The sequence below is a fragment of the Pandoraea iniqua genome (genome assembly GCF_902459685.1).
GTDB lineage: Bacteria > Pseudomonadota > Gammaproteobacteria > Burkholderiales > Burkholderiaceae > Pandoraea > Pandoraea iniqua.
In genome coordinates, this window is record NZ_CABPSF010000001.1 from 203,643 (window position 1) to 230,533 (window position 26,891).

Here is a 26,891-nt window from a genome sequence, read left to right on the forward strand (position 1 = left end):
CGTCGGGGGAAGGGAGTGACGGTTCAAAGACGACTGGATTACGGGTCACGAACGCTTGCCGAGCAATTCACGAATCAGGCCGACGGCCCGGTCGATTTCCTGCTCGGTATTGAAATAATGCACTGCCAGACGCGCCATGCGTTCAATGTTGAAACGCTTGAGAATCGGCGTCGCCATGAAGTGACCGGCTTCAATGATGACACCGGCGGCTTCCAGATGGGCGACGATGGCATCCGCTTCGAGACCCTTGACGTTGAAGGGCACGAGGCTCAGACGCTGCTCGACTTTCGACGGCCCGTAAATCTCGGCACCCGGCAGCGTTTGCAATTGTTCGACGGCGTAGCGCGTGAGTTGCTGCACACGTGCAAAGACATCGGCCATACCGAGCGACTGTGCGTAGGCGATGGCCTCGCCCATGCCGAGAATCGACGGCACGATCGGGCAACCGGCTTCGAAGCGCTTGGCCGTCGCGGGCAGCGACAGCGCGCCGCTGGCGTCGACGGACGCGTTCCACCAGCCGATCAGCGCCGGACGCAGTTGCGTGATGAGCGCTTCGCGCACGTAGAGGAAGCCGCTGCCTTCGGGGCCGCGCAGGGCCTTACGGCCACACGTAGCGAGAAAGTCGCAACCGAGCGTGCGCACGTCGATCGGCACCATGCCAACGGTTTGCGTGGCGTTGATCAGCGTCCAGACATTGCGCTCACGGGCCAGTGCACAGATCGCATCGATCGGCTGCAAGGCGCCCGTCACGTTCGGCAGATGCGCCATCGAGATCAGACGCGTGCGCGGCGTGAGGTATTGCGCGAGCGTGTCGACTTCCATCACGCCGTCGGCGTTTGCCGGTACGACCACGACCTTCACGCGGCCCTGCGCCTGCAATTGCAGCCACGGCGCCTGATTCGAGATCATTTCGAAGTCGGAGAGCACGACTTCGTCGCCGTCTTGCCAGTCGATGCCGGCGGCCACGAGGCTGATCGCTTCGCTGCCGTTCTTGGTGAAGGCAATTTCCGACGCGTTGGCGCCGACGAAGGCCGCCGTGGCGGCGCGCACTTGCTCGACACGTGCATACGTCTCGCGACGGAAGGCGGGCAGGTACGGGCCGGTGCGTGCGGTCTCGGCGAGATATGCGGTCATGGTGTCGACGACGCAGCGCGGCGGCACCGAGGCGGCGGCGTGATCGAAGTAGACGAGGCCGGGCGCGAGTGCGCTGTCGGCGGTGATGCGATTCAGATCCATCGAACTGTCCTACGGGGGTGAGACAAAACAACGGGCGCACGCGAGTGGCGCGCGCCACTCGAAATTACTTGGCCAGCAATTTGCCGAACAGCAGCGGCTTGAAGAAGCTGTACAGCGCGTCGCCTGCGATGAAACCGGCTGCCAGCGTGCCGCAGGCCGACTCGCCTGCTGCGCCCCAGCGGCGCACGATCAACACGCGCAGCACGAGACCCGCGGCGACGGCCCAGCCGGCGGCCGGGCTCATCAGCAAGAGACCCGTCGCCATCAGCACGCCAAGCTGGCGCTTCGGGCCGCCGATCAGTTGCAGCAGCGCACCGGGGATGGCCCAGATCATCAGTTGATGACCGATATCGTTCGACACACCGGCTTCGATGGTGGCGGCATAGACCTTGTCGACCGGCGGGAACATGTTGTTCGCGAAGAAGTGCGGGTAGGCCAGCACGACGGCCACGCCTGCCACGCAGAAACCCAGCATGCCGGCGTAGTACTGCTGCTTGCGGCCGGCACGTTCCAGCGCGGGGTCGGCGCCGTTGCCGCGCAGGATGAAGCCGGTCTTCAGGTCGTAGCCCATATCGGCGAAGGCGGGACCGGTGGCCGACGACAGACCGACCAGCAGGCCGAGGGCCGTCGGCGGGAAGCCGCACAGCATGCCGATCACCAGCGTGATGAGCGCGACGGCGAACGCCGGGAACCAGCCCGAGTACATCGCGGCGATACCGACGATCAGTTCATGCGCGAAGGCTGCGAACGCGGCGAACAACAGGAAGCCGATCAGCATGCCCGGCGACATGTGCGTGGCAAGGCCAGCGCACAGTGCAATCAGCAACGCGATGCCGACATAGGCGAGAAAGCTCACGCCGAGGAAGCCGGCGAGCTTGCGATCCGACACGGTGGGTTGGTAGCCGGTCTCTGCCTGCGCGCCCTTGCGGTTGCCGCGCAGCACGAGGAACGTCACTTGAATGAGCGCGACCACACCGGCACCGATCATGAAGCCGTGCGGCAGATAGATCTTGTTCAGATCGACGTGCAGCAGCGGCAGTGAATAGCCCTTGATGAGCAGGCCCATGCCGAAACTGCCGAGCGCCCAGATGTTGCCGATGAAGGCCACACCGAAGGCAGACATCGGGATGCCCAGCACCGAGCCGGCGACGCCCCCCACCACGCCGTAGACGAGCAGGCGGGCCTTCTTGCCGCCCTGATCGCCGGCAATGATCGATTCGGCCGTGGCGATACCGGCGGGCCAGGTGCCCGTGGCGGGGAATGCCTTCGAATCGAACACGCGATAGAGCACGGTGCCGTCGAGGAACATCGCGATCATCACGCCGATGAGCAGCGGCACGATCAGGTCGGGGCGGCCCATGGCAAAGGGAATGCCGATCGGAATCATCAGGCTGTTCGACGCGCCGAAGGTGGCCGACGAGATGGCCGTCTGCACCAGATTCTGACGGTGCACCGAGCGGAACTTGCGCATCATCGCGATGGGCAGGCGTGCCACGAGCATGGCGAGCAGCGCGCCGATGATCGACGTGTTGGCCGAGATGCCGAGCGTGACGATCAGCTGCATGCCGATGATCGCGCCCGCGACCGAGACGGCCACCATCAGCAGTAACGATGTCGGCTCGAAAACGGACGGGTGCTTGCCGTCGAGCGGCGCATAAGGTGCGCCGGGTGGCTTGGCGGCGGCAGAAGGCGGGGCGGATTTCATCGGGTTGATTCTCGAAGGGGCTTGTCTGGCGAAATCGGGGGCGGGTCAGTAGAAACGGCGCATGAGCGACTGCACTTCGGCGAGCTCCTGACGCACGGCGGCGAGCATCTCGCGTCGCTTGTCGTCGGTCATGCGGAAGTCGGGGCCCGAGACGCCGAACGAGGCGAGAATGCCGTCGGTCTCGTCGAACACGGGCAGGGCGAGGCCGAACACACCGTCGGCAAATTCGTTGGCCGAGTAGCTCCAGCCTTGCTCGCGAATGGCCGCGAGATCGGCGCGCAGCGCGGCCGGGTCGGTGATGGTGCTGCTCGTGTAGCGCTTCAGACCGTGTTCGAGAATGGCGTCGAGTTGTGCCTCGGGCAGATACGCGGCGATGACCTTGCCCGACGAGCCGGCGTGCAGCGCGAAGCGCGTACCGGCGGCCACGGAATACTTGATGTTCTGATCCGACTCGGCGATTTCGAGATAGACCGCTTCTTTGCCATCGAGCACCGCGAGAAATGCGGTCTCACCGGTGTTGGCTGCCAGACGACGCATGATCGGCAGGATGAGATCCGACAGATGCAACCCTTCGCGCAGCGACTGCGCGAATTCGAGAAAGGCCATGCCGAGTGCGTACTTGCGCGACTTGCCACGCTGCGTGACGAAACCGTGCTGGGCACAGGTCGCGAGAATGCGCTGCACGACCGAGTGGTTGATGCCGGTTTCCTTGGCCAGCTCACGCACGCCCCACGTCGGATTCTCGGCCGTGAAGTGGCGCAAAAGCGTCAGCGCGTTGTCGAGCGTCTTCAGCGTCATAAAAAATTGTCTCTCTATTAGCACCACTGTGTCTGTATGTGGTACATTTTAGAAAGGCATAAATGGGGCGGCAACGCTAAATTCACAAATTCAGGGTAAACACCCGTGTCGCTTTTCGCCCTTTTTTGGTGCGGAGTGTGCTGAAAACTGCCCCCGAAGCCGCATGAATGCTGGATCTGCCGGGAATTCCCGGTGCGCGTGTGACAAGACTCACACGTCGAGACGAAACGCCCGGACTTGTCCGGGCGTTTTTTCATTGGGCGGGAACGATGGGCTTTGCTGGTGGCCGGCTAAGTTGCGGGATGACCACCGGAGGGCAGGCCGAGCCTGTCGAAGAACGCGCGGTTGCGTTCATAAGCCGATTGCAGCAATCGGTCGTACGAGATCACTTCGATATACGTCTTGAAGTGGCTGTTGTAGCCGAAGAACCCCATTCCATCCATGGTCTCGCTCAGTTGCAGCATCTGGCAGCGCTGCACGACGGAGCGGGTGATGTCGCACACCACGTAGCAAAAGCCCGGTAGCGACGCCGCCCCCGGCACGGGCCGGCCCCCCGGCGTGGTGACCGACCCGGCGCGAATCCGCACGAGATAACCGATGGCCTGCTCGACCGGGTCTTTGTCTTCGCCTGCCGCCGCGTCGTTGCGCATGGGGCGTTTGAGCTCGACCACCACAAGCGACGCCAGCGGGCCGTGTGCGCCGTCTGCCATCAGCATCGGCCGGTCGAAGACTTTCAGTGCACACAGGTCGGGCTTGCGCCCCGAGGCGCAGTCCGTGATTGGCATCGATTGCAGGGGGTTGTCACTCGCCAGATACGAGTGAAACGTCAGCCGCTCGTCGAGCAGCCACAGATTTCCATGCTCGGCGTGCACTTCCTCCGAGCTTTTGCCCATCGGCATAAACAACTCGTGAATCACCTCTTCGCGAACGAACCGACCGTCTTCGCCGCGCGTTAATGCCTGCGCGAGGATGTCGAGGATGGTCTTGCGATGAAAGACGTAGTTGGCGAGATCGGATCGCTTGATGTCGTCGGCCTTGGCGATATAGCCCGCGAGACGCTTCCGGTACATCTCGGTGGTTTCGCTCGAGGCGAATTGCATGATGTCGTGCCCCTCTGCGATCAGCGAGTGTTCGACATTGGCCAATTCGCGGTGCAGCAGCAGATCGAGATCTCGATCGGAGATGTCAGGCGGCACACTCAGCCGGTCCTGATCGATATGCGGGAGGATCGGGCGATAGCGTGGTGCACGATGAGTGACAAAACGCTCGACGCGGTCGCGGCTAGCCTGCCGGGTTTGGGTGAGCCATGGTGCGAGGTAGTCGGCGGCAGCGGCGAGCAGTGCCTCCCGGATATCGGCACGTCCCGGCGACGCACTGCCGAAGAGATCGTCGGACGACTCCGGAATATCGAAGCCGATACGCTCGGGGCGTACGTGCTGATCGAGCCAGGGGGATGTGACGTAGCAGGCATAGGTGAAATCTCCCTCGCCGTCCTGCAATTTGCCGTGAAGGCCCGGCAGCTTGCCGCTCAGCGGCTCGTTCTCGATGACCCGGCTCGCCGCGCACCAGGCAATGACGGGGTGTGTGACCGCACTCGTCTTGAGCTTCACGTGAGTGATGACGAACGGATGTCCTTTGATATCGAGCGTCTCGCGTTGTGTGCCACCCAACAGATAGCTGTCGTAGACGTCGACCAGATCGATGATTTCTTCGCCATCGCAAACGACGATTCTGGGCACGCCGCCATCGCGCACGAAGTACCACAGGCAATGTTCGAAAAGACTGTTGGCGATGGCGCGCGCCGTCTTGGCCGACTTCTCCCGGTAACTCTGGAAAAAGCCTTGCAGGTGTACGACCGTGTGCGGGGCTTCGTTGGCGCGCGCGTCACGCAAGTCGATGTTTCGGATGCCTTGTCCGGCGGTGAAATGGAACTGCCGCCGCCGCGCGCGCTGAGGCCCGGTGCGAAAAACACTCGCTACCGTGACGCACTCGAACGCCTTGAGCCAGAGCAGACGCCCCACGCCGCGGCAGCCGTGCGCGGCCTTATGGTCGCTGTCGAGCGTTTCGAACGAGGTCATGTTCGCGGCGTCGAAGCCCACGCCGTTATCGACGATACGAAAGCCGGAGATCGGCGCCAGAGGTGGCGCGCCGCGTCGTGACGACGCGTCGTCGAGCGCCAGATCGGTCTGGGCGAGACGTTCGATGTCGATTTGAATCTCGCCCCGGGTGGCATCGCCCTCGACGGCACCGACGGCGTGGATCGAATTGACGACGGCTTCGAAGAGCGGCAAAAGGCCTTTGTGCTGCGGCAGGGGCGTATTGCGCAACCGCCCCGTCAGATTGGTGTTCATGTTCACGGGATTTCCCCTTGATAGCGGCTAAGGGTTGTGACGTCGGGGGGCGACTGGGCAGGATTGTGGGCATCGCGTGGGGAAGCTGCAACGCTCGATGGGTATCAATTAATTCGGAATTTCGGATTCCTACCGCGCCCCACTCATTTCTCATGAAGTGAAACGCCATACCGAATGCTGCAACTGCACGCCCAAAAATGGCGGGTGCCCGGGAAGGCCCGTCAGGCCGTCGTCATACGCAAACCCTTATGCCACCTATAAGCTGGGGTGGAGTCACGACTCGAAATCCCGGGTTTCCGAGCGCCGGGAGAACGATTACACTCAGGGTCTTATATAAGACTGCCCCTTTTCGTCAGCGATCATGCGCCGCCCTAACGTGAAATACGTTTTCGGTGACAAGTGAATGGCCCGGCGAAGCAGCGTCAACCAGGTTTTCAAACTCGAGTACAGCATCATGACTTCCACTTCCCAGCGTGGCGGCCTGACGGTCGCAGACAATCTGATCGCGTTCATCGAAAAGGAAGCCCTGCCGGGCACCGGTGTCGATGTCGAAACCTTCTGGAAGGGCTTCGACGCCATCGTCCACGACCTCGCGCCGAAGAACCGCGCGCTGCTCGCCGAGCGCGACCGTCTGCAAGGTGAACTCGACGGCTGGCACCGCGCCAACCCCGGTCCGATCGCCGACGCTGCCGCCTACCGCGCCTTCCTCGAAAAAATCGGCTACCTGCTGCCCGCCCCGGCCGACGTCAAAGCCACCACCGCCGAAGTCGATTACGAAATCGCCGAACAAGCCGGCCCGCAACTCGTGGTGCCGCTCTCGAACGCCCGCTACGCCCTGAACGCTGCCAACGCACGCTGGGGCAGCCTGTACGACGCGCTCTACGGCACCGACGCCATTCCCGAAGCCAACGGCGCCGAGAAAGGCACCGGTTACAACCCGAAGCGCGGCGAACTCGTGATTGCCTTCGCCCGCGGCTTCCTCGATCAGGCGGCCCCGCTGGCCGAAGGCTCGCACAAGGATGCGACCGGCTACAGCGTCGAGAACGGTCAACTCGTTATCACGACGAAAAACGGCAAGACCGCACTCGCTACGCCGGCACTCTTCATCGGCTATCAAGGTGACGCCGCGAAGCCGACGGCTGTGCTGCTCAAGCAAAACGGTCTGCATTTCGAAATTCAATTCGACGCGAATCATCCGATCGGCAAGACGGACGCCGCCCATATCAAGGACGTGCTCGTCGAAGCCGCCGTGACGACCATCATCGACTGCGAAGACTCGGTCGCCGCCGTGGACGCCGACGACAAGGTCGAGCTGTACCGCAACTGGCTGGGCCTGATGCAAGGCACGCTGACAGAAGAAGTGTCGAAGGGCGGCAAGTCCTTCACGCGCCGCCTGAACGCCGATCGCGAATACACCGGTGCCGATGGCAAGCCGGTGAAGCTGCATGGCCGCTCGCTGCTGTTCATCCGCAACGTGGGTCACCTGATGACCAACCCGGCCATCACCGATCGCGACGGCCGCGAAATTCCGGAAGGCGTTCTCGACGGCGTGGTCACCGTGCTGGCCTCGTTGCATGACCGCAAGCACCGCCTGAACTCGCGCACCGGCTCGATTTACATCGTCAAGCCGAAGATGCACGGCCCGGCCGAAGTGGCCTTCGCCGACGAACTGTTCAGCCGTATCGAAGACCTCTACGCCCTGCCGCGCAACACGCTCAAGATGGGCATCATGGACGAAGAGCGCCGCACCAGCGTGAACCTGTCGGCGTGTATCGCCGCGGCCGCTGCGCGCGTGGCCTTCATCAACACGGGCTTCCTCGACCGCACCGGCGACGAAATGCACACGGCCATGGAAGCCGGTCCGATGATGCGCAAGGGCGACATGAAGTCGTCGGCGTGGATCACCGCGTACGAGAAGAGCAACGTGCTCGTGGGTCTGGCTGCCGGCCTGCGTGGCCGCGCGCAGATCGGCAAGGGAATGTGGGCTATGCCCGACCTGATGCACGCCATGCTGGAACAGAAGATCGCGCATCCGAAGGCCGGTGCCAATACGGCTTGGGTGCCGTCGCCGACCGCCGCCACGCTGCACGCGCTGCACTACCATGTCGTCGACGTGCAGGCCGTGCAACAGGAACTCGAAAAGATCGATTACGCGAAAGAGCGCGACGCCCTGCTCACCGGTTTGCTGACGGTGCCGGTGGTGGCGAAAGCCGAGTGGAACGCCGAAGAGATCCGCAAGGAAATCGAGAACAACGCGCAGGGCATTCTCGGCTACGTGGTGCGCTGGATCGATCAGGGTGTGGGCTGCTCGAAGGTGCCCGACATCAACGACATCGGCCTGATGGAAGACCGCGCCACGCTGCGTATTTCGAGCCAGCATCTGGCGAACTGGCTGCGTCACGGCGTGATCACGCGCGAACAGGTCGAAGAGACCATGAAGCGCATGGCCGCCGTGGTGGACAAGCAGAACGCAGGCGACAAGCAGTATCGCCCGATGGCCCCGAACTTCAGCGATTCGCTGGCGTTTCAGGCCGCCAGCGCCCTCGTGTTCGAAGGCCTCACGCAGCCGAACGGCTACACCGAGCCGCTGCTGCACAAGTACCGTCTGAAGCTCAAGGCGGAATAACGCGGCTGAAGCGATCGCTGAAGTGATCGCGTCTATCGCGTCTATCGCGTGAATCGCAGGTCTCGATAAGCACAAGACTTATCACCGGACGCCTGACGGGGTAACCTGTCAGGCGTTCGTGTTTTTTCAGGAGCCTGTTGCGCATGGACCCCGCCATCGCACTGCAACGCGCCGAACGGCGTGCCCTGTACTTCCTGCTGGTCGCGCTGGCGATTTTCATCGCCACGCTCTTCATGCCGCCGCACTTTCTCACCGGCTGGATTCGCGCCGCCGCCGAAGCGGCGATGGTCGGCGGTCTGGCCGACTGGTTCGCGGTCGAGGCGCTGTTCCGGCGCATTCCGATCCCCGGGCTCGCTGCACACACCAACATTCTCATTCGCAAGAAAGACGCGCTAGGCGATGGTCTGGCCCGCTTCGTTCGCGAAAAATTTCTCGATACGCCCTCGGTGGTGCGCCTCATTCAGCAACAGAATCCGGCCGACGCGGTGACCCACTGGCTGGGGTCGCACGATAACGCGCGCCAGTTGAGCGCCGTGCTGGTGAAGGTGGCCGGCGGCGTGCTCGACGTGATGGACGAGCGCAACGTGCAGGCGTTCATCCGCCGCGCGCTCGACACGATGATCGACCGGCTCGACCTGTCGCAATCGGCCGCCGCCATTCTCGACACGCTCACGCGCGATGGCCGCCATCAGGCGCTGCTCGACGAGACGCTCGAGTACCTCGTCGAACTGCTCAACGAACCGCAGACGCGCGAATTTCTCTCGGCGCGCATCGTTGAATGGCTCAAGGCCGATCATCCGAAGAAGGAGAAGGTGCTGCCCTCGGAATGGATCGGCAACAAGGGTTCGGACATGATTTCGGCCGCCGTGACGCGCCTGCTCGCCCAAATGGAGGCCGACGACTCGCACCAGCTGCGTCAGGCGTTCGACCGCGCCGTGGCCGGACTGATCGAGCGGCTGCGCAACGACGCCGAGTTTCAGGCGAAGCTCGACGGCTTCAAGGCGCAGTTGAAGGGCGACACCGCGCTGACCGCTTACGTAGGCAGTCTGTGGAACGAGTGGCGCAACTGGGTGAAGCGCGATCTGGCGCAGGAAAACTCGGTGATCGGCGCGAAGATCGTGGGCGCGGCGTCGTGGATTGCACAAGAGCTGGCGCGCAGTGAATCGCTGCGCCGCGCGCTAGATGCCCAACTGCTCGACGCTGCCGAGCGCATGGCACCGGGTTTTGCCGACTTCGTGACCGAACATATCCGCGCAACGGTGCACGGCTGGAACGCGGAGCATCTCTCGCAACAGATTCGCCTGAGCGTGGGGCAGGACCTGCAATACATCCGCATCAACGGCACCCTCGTGGGCGGACTCATCGGCGCGGTGCTGTACCTGATCGCACAAGCGCCGGCCCTGCTCGCACGTTAGTGTCTTTCTGGCGCAACACTCCGCAGCGCGCGCCATCACCGTGTCAAAAATCCCGGGTTGCCGCCCCACAAGGCCTGCGCCGTTGAATCGATAAAATTTATCGATATATAAAAAATCAAAATTATATTTATACAAACCCGTTCCCTATAGTTCGGTCCCTGTAGCGCCGAATGCACCTATCTCGCCGGCGCGCAGATAAAACCTTAGAGAACGCCACACCTCATGAAGACCACGATTCTGGCCCGTCTGGGCCTTGCCGGCGCCTGCGCCGCGATGGCCCTTGCCGCAACCTCGGCACATGCGCAAAGCAACGTCACCATCTATGGCCTGATTTCGGGCGGCGTGGGGTACGTGAGCAATCAGGGTGGCAACAAGACGTGGCAGGCGCTCTCGGGTACGAACCAGAACCCGCGCTGGGGTTTCCGTGGGTCTGAGGACCTCGGTGGCGGCACCAAGGCGATCTTCACGCTCGAAGCCGGCTTCAGCATCGTGAATGGCACGGCCGCCCAGAACGGCCGCGCCTTCGGCCGCCAGTCGTTCGTCGGCCTGTCGGACAACAAGTGGGGCACGCTGACGCTCGGCCGCCAGTACGACACCATTCACGATTACGTCGGCCCGATCATCATTTCGAGCAACGGCGTGAACATCGGCGACAACGACAACGGCTACAACGATATCCGTATGCAGAACTCGGTGAAGTGGGTGAGCCCGACGGTGGGCGGCTTCCACGGCACAGCGCAATACGGCTTCTCGAACTCGGCCACGGGCTTCCGCAACAACAACGCCTACAGCTTCGGGCTGGGCTACAAGTACGCCGACTTCGACTGGAACGCCGCGTACGCGCAGTACAACAACCCGTTCAGCGGCACGAACAACGACGGCGCCATCGCCAACGACTACGCCAGCCCGCTGCTGATCTTCTCGAAGAGCGCCGTGCACCCGACGGTGTACGCGAGCCAACAGCGCATCTTCGCCACGGGCGGCTTCTACCACTGGGGCCCGGCGTTGATCGGTGCGATGTTCTCCGACGTGCGCTACACGTATCTCGACGCGTCGCATCTGCACTTGCAGAACTACAACCTGACGCTGAACTACAACGTCACGCCGGCCCTCGTGCTGGGTGCTGCGTACGGTTTCACGACGGGCAACTACGATGTGATCAACACGCGCCCGCAATGGCATCAGGTGAACCTGCAAGCCGATTACTGGCTGTCTAAGCGCACTGACGTGGCGCTCACGCTCAACGCGCAGCAGGCGGCCGGCGACGCGCAGAATGCGCAGCTGTTCGGCTACGCAGCATCGAGCACCAAGCGTCAGCTGGCCGTCACGCTGGGCATGCGCCACACGTTCTGATCGACCGACGCGGCCTCACGACTTCGCCTTTCACGTTATTTTCAGATTCGACGACATGGCAGACATCAACGATACAAGCGCGGCCCCGCAACGCAATCGCCGCACTTTCCTGCGCACGTCGCTCGCCGCCTCGCTGGCGACGCTGGGCGCGACCGGTGCCGGTAACGCGCTGGCCGAACTGACGTCGACCGAAGGCGCGTCGCGCCTCGCAGCCGACGCTACGCCGCGCCGCACGGTCATCATCGATTGCGACCCGGGTCAGGACGACGCGATTGCCATCTTGTTTGCACTGGGTGCCAGCGATCAGATCGACCTGAAAGCGCTCACGACGGTGGGCGGCAACGTCCCGCTGGAACTGACCGAGCGCAACGCGCGCATCGTGCGCGACTGGGCGGGCAAGACGAACTCGCTGCCGGTGTACGCCGGCTGCCCGAAGCCGCTCATGCGCGATCTGATTACGGCCGCCAACGTGCATGGCCGCACTGGCCTCGACGGTGTGACGCTGCATGAGCCGCGCGCGCCGCTCGCCCCGCAACACGCTGTGACGTACCTGATCGACACGCTGCGCGCGGCCAAGCCGGGCAGCGTGACGCTGGTGGCGATTGGTCCGCTCACCAACGTGGCCACCGCGTTGACCGCTGCGCCGGACGGTGCAAAGGCCCTGCGCGAAATCGTCGTGATGGGCGGCGCGTGGTTCGAGCGCGGCAATATCACGCCGTCGGCCGAGTTCAACATCTTTGTCGATCCGGAAGCCGCGAGCATCGTGCTGAACGCCGGTGTGCCGATTACGGTGATGCCGCGCGACGTGTGCGTGAAGGCACCGATCACCCCGGCGCGTGTGGCACCGTTCCGCGCGCTGAAGAACCGTTGCGGCCCGATCGTGGCGGACATTCTCGCCGCGGAAGTGGCCTATCAGAAGGGCCGTCGCGGTGTGGAGTCGGCACCGATGTACGACCCCTGCACGATTGGTTACCTGATCGATCCGACGATGTTCGGCGGGCGTCGTGTGAATGTCGCCGTCGAGACGACGGGTCAACTCACGCTGGGCGAGACCGTGGTGGACTGGACCGGGCGCACCAAGCGCGCCGTGAACGCCACGTGGATCACCGACGTGGATGACGACCGTTTCTACGAGACGTTGCTGGCGCGTATTGCGCGCCTGCCGTAACGATTCAGAAAGAAGATGCAACGCGGTGCCCCAGCAAAGACAAGGGCACCGCGTTTTCGCATGTTGTGATTACGTCGCGAGATGTTTTGCGATCCAGTCGCGACAGGCGCTGACCTGCGGGCCGCGCTCCTTGCCGTCGAGCGACATTAGCGCGACGGTACGCGTGACGCGCGGTGCGGTGACGTCGAGCGCAACGAGTTCCGGGTCATGCAGGTGCAGCGTGTAGAGCTTGGGCAGGATGGCCAGCGCGAGACCGCTGCGCACGAGCGCGTAGAGCGGCTCGGTGTACTCCATGCGGTATTTCGGCTCCAGACGTAGATTGTGAGAGCCGCCCGTGCGACGCAGCGAATCGCTGACGTTGCCGCGCACGAAGACGGCGAGGTCGCGCTCGGTGAGCTGTGCCCACGTGGCCGACGCCGCCTTTGCCAGCGGATCGTCGTGGCGCGCGACGAGCACGATTTCATCGTCGAACAGGTCGTCGCAGCGAAAGCCTTCGGCGCTGGCCGCTTCGTCGTCTTCATCGCGAATGCCGACGCCGAGGTCGATTTCGCCACGGGCAAGCGCAGCGACCAGTTCGCTGTTCGGCAGATCGCTCAGGGCGAAGCGAACGCCCGGGTGCGCTTCGCGCAGGCTGCCGAGCACGGGCAGCAAGCGGGCGGCCACCGACGGGATGAAGCCGATACGCACCGTCTGCGCTTGCAGCGTGAAGGTGCTGGTCATGTCGTCGAAGGTGCCCCGCGCGGCGTTGAGCAGGCGCTCGGCAAGCGGCAGGATGGTCGTGCCGGCCTCGGTCAGTGTCAGCCGGTGTGCGGAGCGCTCGAACAACCGGCCGCCCAGCAGAAACTCGATTTGCCGGATCGCGGCGGTCAGTGCTGGTTGGGTGACGGAGAGCGCCTGCGCCGCCTGCGTGAAGCTGCGCGAGTGCGCCAGCGCAACAAAGTACTGCACTTGCCGCAACGTGAGCGCAGGCAGAGGCGGCACGGTGGCTGGGGTGGCCGTGGCGGTCGCGGTGGCCTTGGTTGTCGCCGGCGCTTGCTTCTTCGCTAGCGGCGGCGTGGCGGTGGCGGGCGCGGTTTTGGCGGCGGCCGATTGACCGGTACGGCGCGATGAATTCGGGGGTGTCGCCATGGCGCGCTCCTGCGTTTGCGAAGAATAGATTCGAATTATCGAATCATAAGTAATTTGATTTTTTATTTATAGTCGCTTGGCCGTAAAGTGCCACGCAAAGACCCAACTATTCTTGGCATATGCATACCTCTCCTACTGAGCGCGACGTTAATGTTGGCAGCAGCGGCGGCACCAGCGGCGGCACGGCAAGCGCACCGCGCGGCTGGTTCGAGCGGCGTTTCGCCATCGCCGAGCGCGGCTCGTCCGTGCGCACCGAAGTGCTGGCCGGCATCACGACGTTTCTCGCCGCCGCCTACCTGATGGTGGTGATTCCCTCGCTGCTCGCCACCGGCGGGATGGATCGCGGCGCCGCCACCACGGCGGTCATGCTTGTGTTCGTGCTGTTCTCGGTGCTGATGGGCTTCTACGCGAACCTGCCGTTCGTGGTCGGCCCGGGCATCGGCGGCTCGGTGATCGTGGGCGTGACGCTGGCCGCGACGGAGCATGTGGCGTGGCAAACGGGTATCGCCATCGCGTTCCTCTCGGGCGTGTTGTTCCTGCTGCTGACCGTGCTCGGCGCGCGCAGCGTGGTCGCACGATTGATCCCGACGGCCATCAAGCTGGGGCTCGGCGCTTCCATCGGCTTGTTCATCGCGGTGCTGGGCGTGCGCAATGCCGGCATGGTCGTGGCCAACGCCAAGACCAACGCCTTTGCACTGGGCGACTTCAGCAAGCCGGGCACGATCGTGGCCTTGGTCGGGCTGGGCGCGGCCATTTTGCTGCAAGGGCGCAAGGTGCCGGGCGCGATTCTCTGGTCGATCCTGCTGGCGGCGCTCGCGGGTGTGCCGCTGGGCGTGACCAAGATCCCCGAGTCGTTCATTTCGCTGCCGCACAGCATCGCGCCGGTGGCGTTCCAACTGGATCTGCACAGTGCGTTGACCGTGGCGGCGCTGCCGTATCTGTTCGCGTTCTTCGCAGCCGAATTCTTCTCCACGCTGGGCACCACGCTGGCGGTGGGTGGCAAGGCAGGTCTGCTCGACGAGCACGGCAACATGGCCAACATCAATCGTCCGTTTCTGGTCGATTCGATTGCCGCTACGGGCGGCGCGCTGCTGGGCATTCCCGCGCTGACGGCGCTGGTCGAATCGGCGGCAGGCGTGGAAGCGGGTGGCCGCACGGGCCTGACGTCGATTGCCGCCGCGTTCATGTTTGCGCTGGTGTGCTTCTTCGTGCCGGTGGCATTGGCCATTCCGAAGGAAGCCACGGCGCCTGCGCTGATCCTGATCGGTCTGTCGATGTTCAGCACGATTCGTCATGTGCCGTTCGACGACTTCAGCGACGCGTTCCCGGTGCTTGCCATGGTGCTGCTCACGCTGCTCTCGAACAGCTTCGGCACGGGTATCGCGGGCGGCTTGCTGTGCTACGTGCTGGTGAAGGTGCTGATGGGGCGCTTCAAGGACCTGCCGTGGGGGCTGTATGTGTTGACACTGCCCCTCGCGTATTACTTCTGGACGGTGGTGGGGCGTCACTAAGCGACGCGGCATCCACTGAGCAACATCGGCCCGTCCGCCACGGGCGGGCCTCACGAATTCAATAAGACTGAGCGTTATGACAGAGACACCGGGCCACGTGCCCGCCGCACGCACCGGCGTGCAGATTCAGGAGGCGCATCGCACGTTTTTCCACGCGATGCCGAAGGTCGAACTGCACTGCCATTTGCTGGGTGCCGTGCGTCACGACACGTTCGTCGCATTGGCCGAGAAGTCGAACGCACCGCTCGCGCGCGACGAGATCGATGGGTTCTACACCCGTGGCGAGAAGCCCGTGGGCGTGCTGCGTGTGCTGCGCGCGCTCGACGAGTATTTGCTGACCACGCCGGACGATCTGCATCGCATTGCCTACGAATATCTGGCCGATGCCGCCGCGCACAACGTGCGTTACAGCGAGTTCTTCTGGAACCCGACGGGCACCGTGCGCACGTCGGGCATTCCGTATGTCGATGCGCAAGACGCCCTGGTCGCTGCGATTCGTGACGCCGAGCGCGACCACGGCATCGTTGGGCGTCTGATCCCGAGCATCGACCGCGAGGCCGATCCACGCGAAGCCGTCGAGATGGTCGAGTGGATGCGTGCGCATCGCGCCGATGAGGTGATCGGTATCGGTATCGACTATCGGGAAAATGACCGCCCGCCGGAATTCTTCTGGAAGGCGTATCGCAACGCGCGTCTGGCGGGCTTCAAGACGACCGCGCATGCGGGCGAATTCGGCACGCCGTGGACGAACGTGGAGACGGCCGTCGAGTTGCTCAAGTGCGATCGCATCGATCACGGCTACACCATCGTCGACGCACCGGACTTCGCGCACGAATGCGCCGAGCGCGGCATCGTGTTCACGGTGGTGCCGACCAACTCGTATTACCTGCGCACGCTGACGCCGGAGCGCTGGGCGGAAGATCACCCGATTCGCCGCATGCCGGGGTTGGGTTTGAAGATTCACCCGAACACCGACGATCCGACGCTGCACAAGGTCAACCCGGCGCAGGCGTGGGAGTTGATGTTCAGCCATCTGGGCTTCTCGCTCGACGATTTGCAGACGTTCATGCAGAACGGTCTCGACGGCGCGTGGATCGACGACAGCACGCGTCGCGCATGGCGCCGCACGTTCGCCGTGGAGTTCGATACGGCGCGCCGTGCGCTGGAGGCGTCGTTGCAGGTGCCCGGCGCCTGAGTCACCGCTTTTCCTTGGTCTCACCCGACCTTATGCCGCCTTCGGGCGGTATTTTTTTGCCCAACAAAAAAGCCGCCGCGTCTGCACGCTGGCGGCTTCGCATCGCTTGGGGACGATGCGCGGGCAACGATCCAACCGGTGAATTACGAGTGGTTGTCCGGGTCGACCAGATTGCGGTCGTTCAACTGGGCGCGCACGTCGGCACGCGTGATACCGCTGGCCGGGGCTGCCTTGTCTTCCTGAAGCTGTGCCGTCAACGGCGTGCCGGTTTCCACTTGATTGAGCTGGCCGTCGGCGCGGGCTTGGGCAATTTCGCTACGCACTTCAGCGCGTGACACATCGCTTTGGCTGGCGAGTTGTTGCGTGTCGCCGATCGAATTGTCGTAACGAGCGTCGGCGAAAGCAGAGGCCGACACGAATGCGGTAGCAGCAACAACAGCAGCAAGGATACGGGTGTTCATGGTGATACTCCTGTCAATTGATTGTGTTCTTTCGTGTTCAGCTAGCGTTCGGGGCATTTCCGCAGTTTTGCTGCGCTGCGATGTCCGTCGCGTTGGCATGAGTTGAATCTTAGGGATAACCCGTGGTTTTTTCGCAACTGAGCGTCTACAAAACACAACCAATCGTCTGATTCGAAAAATCTATTGAAAATCAACGCTCTGGAGCCGATATAAGGGGTATATGGCTGCGCGCTGACCGGGTTTGGGCGGGGATTTGGCGGGAAATGTCGCTTTGCGCAACAACCTGTCTCATGCAATGGGGTTTATTGCTACGCGTGTCAGCAGTAGAGTAACAATCATGAAGTCTGGCCGACGTCGTGGTTCGCAAGGTGCGCCGCACCGCGGACGATGTTGGCCCGTACAGGAGCATAAAAATGGCTGCCCTCGGTTCTTTCCTCTTGCTGGCGAGTGCTTCGTTGCTCACCGCCGTGTATTTGCGCAGCCGTCAGGAACGTGCCAACCGCTCGCGTCGTCAGCCAGTGCGTATTACGCGTCGTTGATTGGCGGGTGTTGGCGTGATGCCGATCGCCGCGCAGTGACAACGCTGCGCTGGCGTAGATGGGTGTAACCGGTTGATCTGAAGCTTTGAATTTGCGCGAGCCTCGCCTCGCGCGGGGTTCGTGCAACGTGAGCCCGCTGCGATGTTCGCCATGATTCGGTATGCGCGATCAATCGCCTCAAACATCCCCCGATTATTTCATTTTCAGCAATGCGTCCTTCTCCGGGACCGCGTTTTTCTCATGCGTGCGCGAGCGTAGATTGGCGGCAATGGTGGCGCCCGTCGTGGACGTCGCTTCCGACAGGAGAAACGGAAAATGAAACACGCTCTGATCGCTTCGGCCTTTGCTGCCGCCCTGCTGACCGTTGGCGCTGCCCAAGCTGCCGAAAACACGCAACCGGCATCGCAGCAGCAACAGGCGCAATCGCAAACGCAAGCTCAGGTGCAGGTGCAGCAACAAGCCCAGCCGGGTCCTGTTGCTGCCCAACAAGCCACGACCGTGGCACCGGTGTATGAAGTGCCGGGTCGCGTGAACCGCGCCGGTTCGATCTACTTCGGTCAGTAAGTCTTCTTCATCGCTGCGGCGCACGCGGCGGAGAGGCACCCGACGGCGACCACATAGACCGCGATCCACCACGGTTTGTGGCCGCCGTATTCGAGCAACGTTGCCGCCACCAGCGGTGTGATCGAGCTCGAAACAATCCCCGACACCTGATACACCACCGAGATACCCGTGTAACGCACGCGCGTATCGAACAGCTCGCAGAACATCGAGGCTTCCGGCCCGTAGACGAAGGCGTACACCACGCCCAGCGGCAAAATCACCGCGAGCGACACCCACCAGATGTTCGACGAGTAGTGCATGACGGCCAGCGCCGGAATCGACGACAACCCGCACGCCATCGCCCCCCAGCCGAACACGCGACGGCGCCCCACCCGATCGGACAGCTTCGACGCGTAGGGAATCGTCACGACAAGCACCAACGCGGCCAGCGTGACGGCCACCAGCACGGGCGTCTTCGGGAAGTGCAGCGTCCCCACCAGATAGGAAATCGCGAACACGGCGTAGACGTTGAACACGACGCCGTCGATGTAGCGCGCCCCCCAGCCGAGCAGCACGTTGCGGCGGTAGTCGCGGGCGATCTCCTTGAGCGGCACATGGGCCACGTGCTGGCTGTCTTTGATGCGCGCAAACTCGGGCGTCTCGAGCACCTTCAGTCGGATGAACATGCCCACGGCCACCAGCACGAGACTGAGCATGAAGGCGAGCCGCCAGCCCCACGACATGAACTGCGCATCGGTCAGCGTCGACGAGAGCAAGGCCACGACACCGGTCGACAGACACAAGCCGACCGCCAGCCCGATCTGCGGGTAGGCCGCAAACTGGCCGCGCTTGTCGCGCGGGGCGTACTCGAAGGCCATCAGCACCGCGCCGCCCCATTCGCCACCCAGCCCGATGCCTTGCAACAGACGCAGGAACAGCAGGATCAATGGCGCGGCGATGCCGATGCTTTCGTAGCTCGGCACCAGCCCGACCAGAAAGGTCGATACCCCCATGATGGTGAGCGTGATGATGAGCAGTGGCTTGCGCCCGATTTTGTCGCCGAAGTGGCCGAACAGAATGCCGCCGAGCGGGCGGGTGGCGAAGCCCACTGCGTAGACGGTATAGGCCAGTGCCGTGGCGATGAAGGCATCGCCGCTGGGGAAGAAGAGCTTGTTGAAGACGAGTCCTGTGACGGTGCCGTACAGGAAGAAGTCATACCATTCGACGGTCGTGCCGATCAGGCTGGCAAGCGCGACCGTACGCACTGCCTTTTCGGCAGAGACGGTATCGCTGTTGCCGATCCCGGTGAGAACCTGTTCCATTGCGCCTCCTGTTGATGCGCCGCGCCGTGGCGGCGCGCTGCGACGCTCCGGTCTGCGCCGGGGCGTCTGTCTCCATGGTTGTCTCGTGACCGCGCGTTGGACCGGCGGCTGTTTTTTCGATAATGGCTGTTGCGGGGACTGCGGATAAGTCTCGGAAATGCTTAGGTAAGCTCAGGCAAACCGACGCTGCAAACGGCCGCGCGCCGGAACTTCAGTACGTCAGTACTTCAGGACTTCAGGACTTCAGGACGAGAGCGGCAAACTTCGGTGATTCGCCGCGCGCAGTGCCGCACGGCGAAGAGGCGATGAAGACGCGTCGGCCGGTCAGACCGTTGCGCCGATAAAGTTGCGGCCGCGCGGACCATCGAGTGCGGCGGCAATCATTGCTGTCGACTCCAGCTCGGTCACCCCGTAAGCGGCGAATTCGGTGGCGACGCCCAAGCCGTTCAGGAATGCCGTGAGCTTTTCGGGCGCCCCGGCGATATCGCCGTCGAAGACTTGCGCGAGCACGGCGTCGCGGTCCGCGCGCCGGCCGATCGCCAGACGCATCACCGCCGGCAGCGTGAACGAGCAGGCAATGCCGTGCGGCAGCCCGTGGCGAATCGTCATGTCGTACGAAATCGAATGCGCGAGCGCCGTCTTCGTGTTCGAGAACGCCATGCCCGCCCGCAACGCGGCGAGTGCAGCGTCGCGGCGCAGTCCGATGTCGCCCGGCGACGCCATGAGCAGCGGCAGCACGCGCATCATGTCGCGCGCGGCGGTGACCGCGAAGGTGTCGGAGATCGGATTCGCATTGACGTTCCAGATCGCCTCCAGTGCATGCGAGAGCGCATCGAGACCGCTCTGCAATGTCACGGAACGGGGCAGCGAGCGAGTGAGCCGGGGATCGACGATGGCGGCTTCGGGCCACGTCTCGGGCAGATGCAGCGAGTATTTCTTGCGCTTCACGTGCCGGTCCCAGAGCGTGGCCCACGGCGTGACTTCGCTGCCGGTGCCGGCTGTCGTGGGGATCGTGATGAGCCGTTTGGTGCGCGTGGGCTTGAAGCTGCCGCCCGCATCGAGGGCGTCGACCAGCGTGCTGAAGCGGTCGTCGTCACCGGCCACCATCAACAGCTTGGCCGTGTCGAGCGCGCTGCCGCCACCGAGTGCCACGATCACTTCGCACTGTCCGTAGCGACGCCAAAAATCGCCGTACATCGGCGCCAGTTCACGCACGTCGGGGTTTGGGCTCACCTGATCGATCACCCCGGCAAGCTTGCCGCCGAGCAGGGCTTCGACCTGCCCCGTCATGCCCAGCGCCCGGGCTTCGGGCATGGTGACCAGCACGGCACGGCGCTGGCCGACGAGCGCCGGCAGTTGGGCGAGGGCGCCGTCGCCGAAGTGGACGTCGACAGGGTTGTGAAAGCTTGAAATGTCGGGAGAGCGCGAACGTTCGGTCATGGCGGATGGCGGGGACGATGCCGCGTTTGCCGCTTCGCACCCGGCGAAGCGAACGGTTGGCGAAAGATTGAGCTGGATTATGGTGAGCGCCGTCCTATACTTCCAATTCACATTTTTTCGCCAACCTATTGGTAAAACCTATACCTCGTCACGGGAGCGTCACCGATGCGGATTACCCAATTGCGTTCGTTTCATGCCGTGGCGCATCACGGCAGCGTGACGCGCGCGGCGCAGGCGCTGCATGTGAGTCAGCCGACGATGACGACGCAGATTCGCGCGCTGGAAGAGACTTACGGCATCGAGTTGTTCTATCGGCACGGCCGTGGGTTGACGCTCACGCCCACGGGCAAGGCGTTGTACTCGGTGAGCCTGCGCATCTTTGCCGACGAGGCTGAAGCGCTCGGGTTGCTCAAGGAGCATGGCGGGCTGAGAACGGGGGAGCTACGCCTCGGCGCGGTGGGGCCGCATCACGCGATGGAGATCGTGGCGGCGTTTCGGCCGCGTTATCCGGGCATTGCCATCTCGATGCGTGCGGGCAACTCGGAGGAGATGATCGATGGCCTGCTCGCGTATCGCACGGATGTCGCGGTGCTGGCGCGCTATCAGGATGACGCGCGACTGCATGCCGTGCCGTATCGTACGCATCCGGTGGTGTTGCTGGTGCCACGGGGTCACCGGTTTGCGCGCCGTCGCAGTGTGAAGCTGGCGGAATTGGCGGGCGAGTCGATGCTGATGCGCGAACCGGGGTCGACGACGCGTCACGCGCTGGAGGCGGCGCTCGCATCGGCGGGTGTCACGCCGGATGTTTCGATGGAGATCGGCAGCCGCGAGGCGATTCGCGAGGCGGTGATTCTCGGGCTGGGCATTGCGGCGGTGTCGGCGCGCGAGCACATCCCCGATGAGCGGCTGGCAGTGGTGTCGATCAGCGACGCCAAAGTGGAGACGACTACCGTCGTGGTGTGTCTCGCAGAGCGCCGTGAGTCGCGCATGATCGCGGCGTTCCTGAACGTGGTTGCCGGGATGGTATGACGTGCTTGCGGTGAATGTCGGGTGTAATCGCCGCATATTTTGCGGTGATTGATTTGCCCCTGCGGCGAATCTTCGCCATAATCGCCGCATGAAACGCGGTGATTGGCTCTATCTCTGGCAGGCTCCCGAATGGCCGGCAATGCGCTACGACATGGCATTGCTGGCGCGTCCGCTCGCACGCGTCAGTCGCGCGCAGGGGCGCCTGTATGGCCGCATGGCAGATGTCGGGATGTCCCTGCGGGACGAAGCCAGTCTGGCGGCGCTGACCGAGGACGTGCTCAAGACCAGCGCCATTGAAGGCGAGCAGCTCGATCCGGCGTCGGTGCGTTCGTCCATCGCCCATCGCCTTGGTGTCGATATCGGCGCACTGGCACCCGTGGATCGCCATGTCGAAGGTGTCGTGGAGATGATTCTCGATGCCACACAACGTAGCGCCGAGCCGGTGACGCGAGAACGTCTCTTCGGCTGGCATGCGTCACTCTTTCCGGCCGGTTATTCAGGGATGTCGCGCATTGCTGTGGCGAACTGGCGCGACGATGCCAGCGGTGCCATGCAGGTGGTCTCCGGTTCGCACCACCGGCAGCGCGTGCATTTCGAGGCGCCCCCTGCCGCAAGGTTGGACGAGGAGATGACGCGATTTCTCGGCTGGGTGAATCACGAGTCGGACGAACTCGCGCTGATCAAGGCGGGCCTCGCCCATTTCTGGTTTGTGACGCTGCATCCCTTCGACGATGGCAACGGCCGGATCGCACGGGCGATCGGCGATCTGCTGCTCGCGCGCGGCGATGGCAGTCCGCAACGTTTCTACAGTCTGTCCGCGCAGATTCAGCGTGAGCGCAAGGGCTATTACGAGATTCTGGAGCGCACCCAAAAGGGCACGTTAGATGTCACGGCGTGGCTGCTATGGTTCTACGACGCGCTGGAGCGTGCCATCGAGCAAGCCGACAAAACGCTCGATGCGGTACTTCGCAAGGCGCATCTGTGGCAGGGGTGGGCCACGTTGCCGCTCAATGGCCGTCAGATCAAAGTGCTCAATCAGCTGCTCGACGACTTCGAGGGCAAACTCACGAACGCCAAGTGGGTGGCGCTCGCCAAGTGTTCGCCGGACACGGCGTTGCGCGACATCACCGAATTGCTCGAGCACGGCGTACTGCGTAAAGGCCCCGGGGCGGGGCGCAATACGTCGTACGAGTTGACGGACTAATTTCGTCCTCACACACGACAAACACGGAAAACGCGACCCGCGCGACCACGCGGCCCACGCGTCAACGACAAAAACCGGCACGTCGCTAACGACAGCATCCTCCTGCCAATGGCATCACCCTCTCCCGATTTTCCTTGGAGAAGATGATGCCCGCCACACGCGTCACGCCACATCGCGCAAGCCCTTCCCATTCCGTCGGGCGCTCGCCTGCCGCTTTCACCCGAAATGACCGCGCACATGCGCGGTTCTTGCTCAAACACGCGCGACAACGCGAGCAAGTCCCGCGACAGCGTATGGTGCGCGAAACGCCGCAGATCGCCACATCGGCGAGCGTGCAAAGCGGCAACGCCGGGGCCGCTGCGAAAGCGTTGCTGTTCGGCATGTGCTTTCTCGGCGCACAGGTTTGTCGCGCAGACGTGACGCGTGCAGCGTCGCGTGACACCCACGTGCGCACTTCCGATATCGACAGTGCCCTCGCGTCGCTATTGCCACCGTCAACCGGCACACCGGCACAGCGGTGCGCAGTATTGCCGGCGGCTACCGCATCAGGCCTCCCATCGCTCGGCGTCGAGACATTCCTCTCGTGGGTCGGGGAGCGATTCTCACACGCGTGTGCGCGTGCCCCGCTACGTTGTTCCGGCGATATCGCCCCGCCTGCCATCAACGACGCGCTTCCGACACAGGCAGATGTGCTGCACGCAGCACTGAGCGCCGTGCCGCCCGCAGACACCGCACAAAAAACACCGGCCGAGCGAGATGCGATGTCGCGGCAGCTCACGGCGCGCATCGATCCGGTCATGGCGCGGCACGACGTGAGCGGTATGCGCTTCGGCAGCCTTGACTGGGCCTTGGCGCGCATCGGGTGCGCACTGATCGGCGACGAGGCGAGTGACTGGGCACCGAACGCGCTGGTTGCGGTCGCGCTGGCCATGCTTCCGGCCCACGACGACACCGATGCGAGTGCTACGTTTCTCTCCCGGTTTATGCCAGTCGTCACACGCATGGCGCTGGCGCACGACGTTATCGAACCTGACGAGGCGCAACGTCTCGACACGGGCACCCGCGCTCGCGTGATCGCCTACTTTCGATGGCGCGTGCAAGACATGCTCGGACAAGGCGAACGTCTTGCCGCTGCCGCCGGATTACTGCCGACGCGCCGTGCGATCGCACGCGAGCGCGTGGTGAGCGCAGGCGTGTCCCCGGATGTGCAAATACAAGTGAACAAACATCGCGTATGGATCGGACTGTGGATCGCATCTGCCCACCCTATGGTCTTTCCGCCATGCATGCACACCGAAGGGATGTACACGCCCGTCGAGCTGCTGATGCACGACTGTCTGATCGATCTCAAGCGCGACGCCCCCATGCTGCATACCCGGCTGGCCGAAGCCGGTGTGACACACGACAGCATCACGGCGTCGTTCGAGGCGCACTACGCTACGGCGATTCCCGCGCTCGCTCACACGTTTCTGATGCCTCTGCTTCAGGCGCGTGTCGATGCCATGAGCGACACCGACCGTCAGTTCTGGCAATGCGGCGACTGGACCCTCTATCGCGCTGCCGGAACGCTTGCGATGCAACCGCTGCCGGACGATGCCGGCGGCGTGCTGGGCGTGGTGTTGCCGGATGAAAGGGCGAGCAAAACCGATGAAATTCGCCACTTCACGCTGCTGATGTCGATTCGTCGTCAATCAGCCTCGGGTGTCCGTGAGGTACGTCACTACTTGATCACGCCGTCCACGCTCCAAGTGGTTCGGCTCGATGCCGATCTTTCGGCACGGCTGAACGCGGGCCAAACGCCGTTCGTCGCCGTGCCCCGTGTTGCAGGGCAGTCTAGCGATCGCAGCGGGCGGCCAATGTGCACCGACACCGTCAAGCGCAAGGATTGCGGCGCGACGATTACGGCGACGCAAGGTGCGGCGGAAATGCTTGCCGCGCCGTTCCACGCCTTACACGACGCTTCCTTTGCCATGACGGCCACCGAAGCCGAACATGCAGCACGTCGCGAGGCATTGCTTGGCCTGCTGCCGTTTTATCGCTGCGTGCAGGACGTGCGTGCCGCAAAGGCGGACACCGTATTCGATTGCGCGATCGATCTGACCGGCCTTGTGCCGCTGGCAGATGCCGGACTCGACGCCGCCGTTACCGCGACGCACTTGTTGACGGCGCTTGGCCCGGACGAGTGGCTCTCGTGGTCTGAAAAATTGATCGCGCACGGCTTGCCCGCGTTGCGCGAGAGCACGCCGGCGCAGCTTGCCTATTGGCTCGACGCCGGTGTCCGCGACGGCATGCGTCTCGCTAAGGAATCCGTCCACCTGTTCGATCCGGGTTTTGCCGCCGCGTGGCATCTAAGTGCTGGCGCGGCCGGTGGCGCACGCTCACTATTCGAGCGATTGTCGAAAATGCCGGTGCTGCGGCGGCACTTGCCGCGATTGCGGGTGGCCGAGGAGCGTCTCCTGAGAGATTCCTCCTCAGTCGAGTCACCCATGCTGAACCAACTGTGCCGGACCCGCCGCAGCCCGCCGGAACAAGACGGTGCTTGTTCGCAACTCGAACGGGTGGGCGGCTACGTCCGGCCCTATCCGCAGGGCGGCGGCGAGGCGCGCTATCAGTACGATACTGGCACGCAGCACTTCGACACCTTCGACAGTCAGGACGCGGCCATGAGAACGGTCGTGGTCGACGACATGACCGACGCCGGGCAACTGGTGGAACGAGAGTATCTGTTGATCGGGGGCGATGTTGTCTGGCGGCATCTCGATCGCTACCGGACGCTCGCGACGGCGTTCAATCGCCTCAGGCAGGATGCCCTTCACGTGTTGTCGTCGCTGAAGGGGGCATTGGGAAACGATCCTCGCTATGTCGTCGTCGACGTGCCGGTCACCACCGTGGGCGGCGACGAGCGCACGTTGCAGATTGCCGCACGTTACGCCACGTATGCCGATCCTCACGGACACTGCATGCAAGTCGCGCGAGTGCAAGGCACGCACTACGTCTTCAAAATCGAGCACGGGTGGACGGCGGTGCCGGTGGCGAGACACCCGGTGACCCTGTTTCAGGCGACCGATGCAGACGTTGCGAGTTACCTCCAGTTCAGGGCACTGCTGCACACCCCCTACGCAGGCGACATCGTGGTGTACGAAGGCGTTTCGCAATTCCAGCGGGTGGTGTCTTTGTCGCGAACGGAGCAGACACGCATCAAGCGTATTGCGCTGCGCATGCAAAAAGTACAGCTCGACGCGATGCTTTGGCTGATGGACCCGATGAACCGTGCGGAATCGGAGTTGCTCCTGCAAAGGTTTACGCCTATCGAGCAGGTCACAAGACTGCGTGTTGCGCTCGTGGGCGCGCTCGAATCGATGGCCAGAGTCACACCGAGGTTTATTGCGAACTACCGGACCCGCGTTGCCGTGGCATTGATGGTGGATCCGGCAACGCCCGCCACTGCCGCACGCGGCGGGCTGCAATCGCAAGTGGCCAGCAATCGGGCGAAGATGCCGGTGATCTATCTCAGTGAAGATGGGCTGCGCGAGCGCAAGACGGAGAGTCTGGCGGGCGTCATGGTCCATCAAATGACGCGGGCGGTGCTCGGCGCTTCGGATCGGCTGAGCGAGGCATTGTCGCTACCCGCGGCTATCGATGACTTCGGCGAGTGCGTGGACCTCAGGCCGCTGATCGCGGTCGCCCCATCGGTGCCGCCCGAGGTGCTGGTGCGGCATGCGCCCACGCTGGAGCATCTGATCTTCATGTGCGCCTATTTGCGCGATCCGGAACGTGCGGAAGAGGTCAGGCGTTTTGCGTGGAAGTCGACGGACTCGTACTGGCGTTTGAGTCCGTGGAGCGTTGACGACGCCGTGTGAAGTCCAC

Annotated in this window: 19 protein-coding genes; 11 read left to right on the forward strand and 8 right to left on the reverse strand. The window is 63.4% G+C overall.

Translation table 11 applies throughout. The annotated features are described in order from the left end of the window. Positions 1-45: 45 nt before the first annotated feature. From PIN31009_RS00815 to PIN31009_RS00830, 4 genes are all read right to left on the reverse strand, one after another. Positions 46-1,236 (reverse strand): aminotransferase class V-fold PLP-dependent enzyme, encoded by a 1,191-nt coding sequence (locus PIN31009_RS00815; protein ID WP_150682657.1) that lies wholly within the window; start codon positions 1,234-1,236, stop codon positions 46-48. Positions 1,237-1,300: 64 nt separating this feature from the next. Continuing rightward, positions 1,301-2,941: an OPT/YSL family transporter gene (locus PIN31009_RS00820; RefSeq protein ID WP_150788997.1), complete on the reverse strand. Its 1,641-nt coding sequence runs from the start codon at positions 2,939-2,941 to the stop codon at positions 1,301-1,303. Between the two features lie 45 nt (positions 2,942-2,986). Next, positions 2,987-3,739, reverse strand: coding sequence for an IclR family transcriptional regulator (locus PIN31009_RS00825; RefSeq protein WP_150682658.1), 753 nt, complete (start codon positions 3,737-3,739; stop codon positions 2,987-2,989). A gap of 290 nt (positions 3,740-4,029) precedes the next feature. Continuing rightward, entirely contained in the window at positions 4,030-6,090 is a 2,061-nt protein-coding gene (locus tag PIN31009_RS00830; RefSeq protein ID WP_246185465.1) for an ATP-binding protein, read from the reverse strand. A gap of 454 nt (positions 6,091-6,544) precedes the next feature. Here PIN31009_RS00830 and PIN31009_RS00835 point away from each other — a divergent pair, with 454 nt between their 5' ends. The 4 genes from PIN31009_RS00835 (at position 6,545) to PIN31009_RS00850 (ending at position 12,652) form a co-directional block, all read left to right on the forward strand. Continuing rightward, positions 6,545-8,716 carry a malate synthase G gene (locus tag PIN31009_RS00835; RefSeq protein ID WP_150788999.1) on the forward strand — a complete coding sequence of 724 codons (2,172 nt, stop codon included), beginning with the start codon at positions 6,545-6,547 and terminating at the stop codon, positions 8,714-8,716. Between the two features lie 143 nt (positions 8,717-8,859). Further along, a complete protein-coding gene (locus tag PIN31009_RS00840; RefSeq protein WP_150789000.1) occupies positions 8,860-10,131 on the forward strand; it encodes a DUF445 domain-containing protein in 1,272 nt (423 codons plus the stop codon). A 222-nt stretch (positions 10,132-10,353) separates the two neighbouring features. Then, positions 10,354-11,484, forward strand: a complete 1,131-nt coding sequence (locus tag PIN31009_RS00845; protein WP_150682662.1) for a porin — start codon at positions 10,354-10,356, stop codon at positions 11,482-11,484. A gap of 55 nt (positions 11,485-11,539) precedes the next feature. Further along, positions 11,540-12,652: a nucleoside hydrolase gene (locus tag PIN31009_RS00850; protein ID WP_150789001.1), complete on the forward strand. Its 1,113-nt coding sequence runs from the start codon at positions 11,540-11,542 to the stop codon at positions 12,650-12,652. Between the two features lie 69 nt (positions 12,653-12,721). Here the strand turns inward: PIN31009_RS00850 and PIN31009_RS00855 are convergent, their stop codons facing one another. Continuing rightward, positions 12,722-13,780 (reverse strand): LysR family transcriptional regulator, encoded by a 1,059-nt coding sequence (locus PIN31009_RS00855; protein WP_150789002.1) that lies wholly within the window; start codon positions 13,778-13,780, stop codon positions 12,722-12,724. 119 nt (positions 13,781-13,899) lie between these two features. Here PIN31009_RS00855 and PIN31009_RS00860 point away from each other — a divergent pair, with 119 nt between their 5' ends. After that, a complete protein-coding gene (locus PIN31009_RS00860; RefSeq protein ID WP_150789003.1) occupies positions 13,900-15,291 on the forward strand; it encodes an NCS2 family permease in 1,392 nt (463 codons plus the stop codon). Positions 15,292-15,367: 76 nt separating this feature from the next. After that, positions 15,368-16,486: an adenosine deaminase family protein gene (locus PIN31009_RS00865; protein WP_150789004.1), complete on the forward strand. Its 1,119-nt coding sequence runs from the start codon at positions 15,368-15,370 to the stop codon at positions 16,484-16,486. Positions 16,487-16,629: 143 nt separating this feature from the next. Here PIN31009_RS00865 and PIN31009_RS00870 read toward each other — a convergent pair whose 3' ends face one another. Further along, positions 16,630-16,947: a DUF4148 domain-containing protein gene (locus tag PIN31009_RS00870; protein WP_174996860.1), complete on the reverse strand. Its 318-nt coding sequence runs from the start codon at positions 16,945-16,947 to the stop codon at positions 16,630-16,632. A 413-nt stretch (positions 16,948-17,360) separates the two neighbouring features. Here PIN31009_RS00870 and PIN31009_RS28330 point away from each other — a divergent pair, with 413 nt between their 5' ends. Continuing rightward, positions 17,361-17,486: a hypothetical protein gene (locus PIN31009_RS28330; RefSeq protein ID WP_281355803.1), complete on the forward strand. Its 126-nt coding sequence runs from the start codon at positions 17,361-17,363 to the stop codon at positions 17,484-17,486. 315 nt (positions 17,487-17,801) lie between these two features. Then, a complete protein-coding gene (locus tag PIN31009_RS00875; protein ID WP_150789006.1) occupies positions 17,802-18,050 on the forward strand; it encodes a hypothetical protein in 249 nt (82 codons plus the stop codon). Here PIN31009_RS00875 and PIN31009_RS00880 read toward each other — a convergent pair. Continuing rightward, positions 18,044-19,351, reverse strand: coding sequence for an MFS transporter (locus PIN31009_RS00880; RefSeq protein WP_150789007.1), 1,308 nt, complete (start codon positions 19,349-19,351; stop codon positions 18,044-18,046). The genes PIN31009_RS00875 and PIN31009_RS00880 overlap by 7 nt on opposite strands. 324 nt (positions 19,352-19,675) lie before the next feature. Further along, positions 19,676-20,791: an iron-containing alcohol dehydrogenase PsrA gene (gene psrA, locus PIN31009_RS00885; RefSeq protein ID WP_150789008.1), complete on the reverse strand. Its 1,116-nt coding sequence runs from the start codon at positions 20,789-20,791 to the stop codon at positions 19,676-19,678. Between the two features lie 165 nt (positions 20,792-20,956). Between psrA and PIN31009_RS00890 the strand changes: the two genes are divergently transcribed. From PIN31009_RS00890 to PIN31009_RS00900, 3 genes are all read left to right on the forward strand, one after another. After that, on the forward strand, positions 20,957-21,820 hold the full coding sequence (locus PIN31009_RS00890) for a LysR substrate-binding domain-containing protein (protein ID WP_087690507.1): 864 nt from the start codon (positions 20,957-20,959) through the stop codon (positions 21,818-21,820). Positions 21,821-21,908: 88 nt separating this feature from the next. Continuing rightward, positions 21,909-23,024, forward strand: a complete 1,116-nt coding sequence (locus tag PIN31009_RS00895; protein ID WP_150789009.1) for a Fic family protein — start codon at positions 21,909-21,911, stop codon at positions 23,022-23,024. A 293-nt stretch (positions 23,025-23,317) separates the two neighbouring features. Continuing rightward, positions 23,318-26,884 carry a hypothetical protein gene (locus tag PIN31009_RS00900; protein ID WP_150789010.1) on the forward strand — a complete coding sequence of 1,189 codons (3,567 nt, stop codon included), beginning with the start codon at positions 23,318-23,320 and terminating at the stop codon, positions 26,882-26,884. Positions 26,885-26,891: the final 7 nt, after the last annotated feature.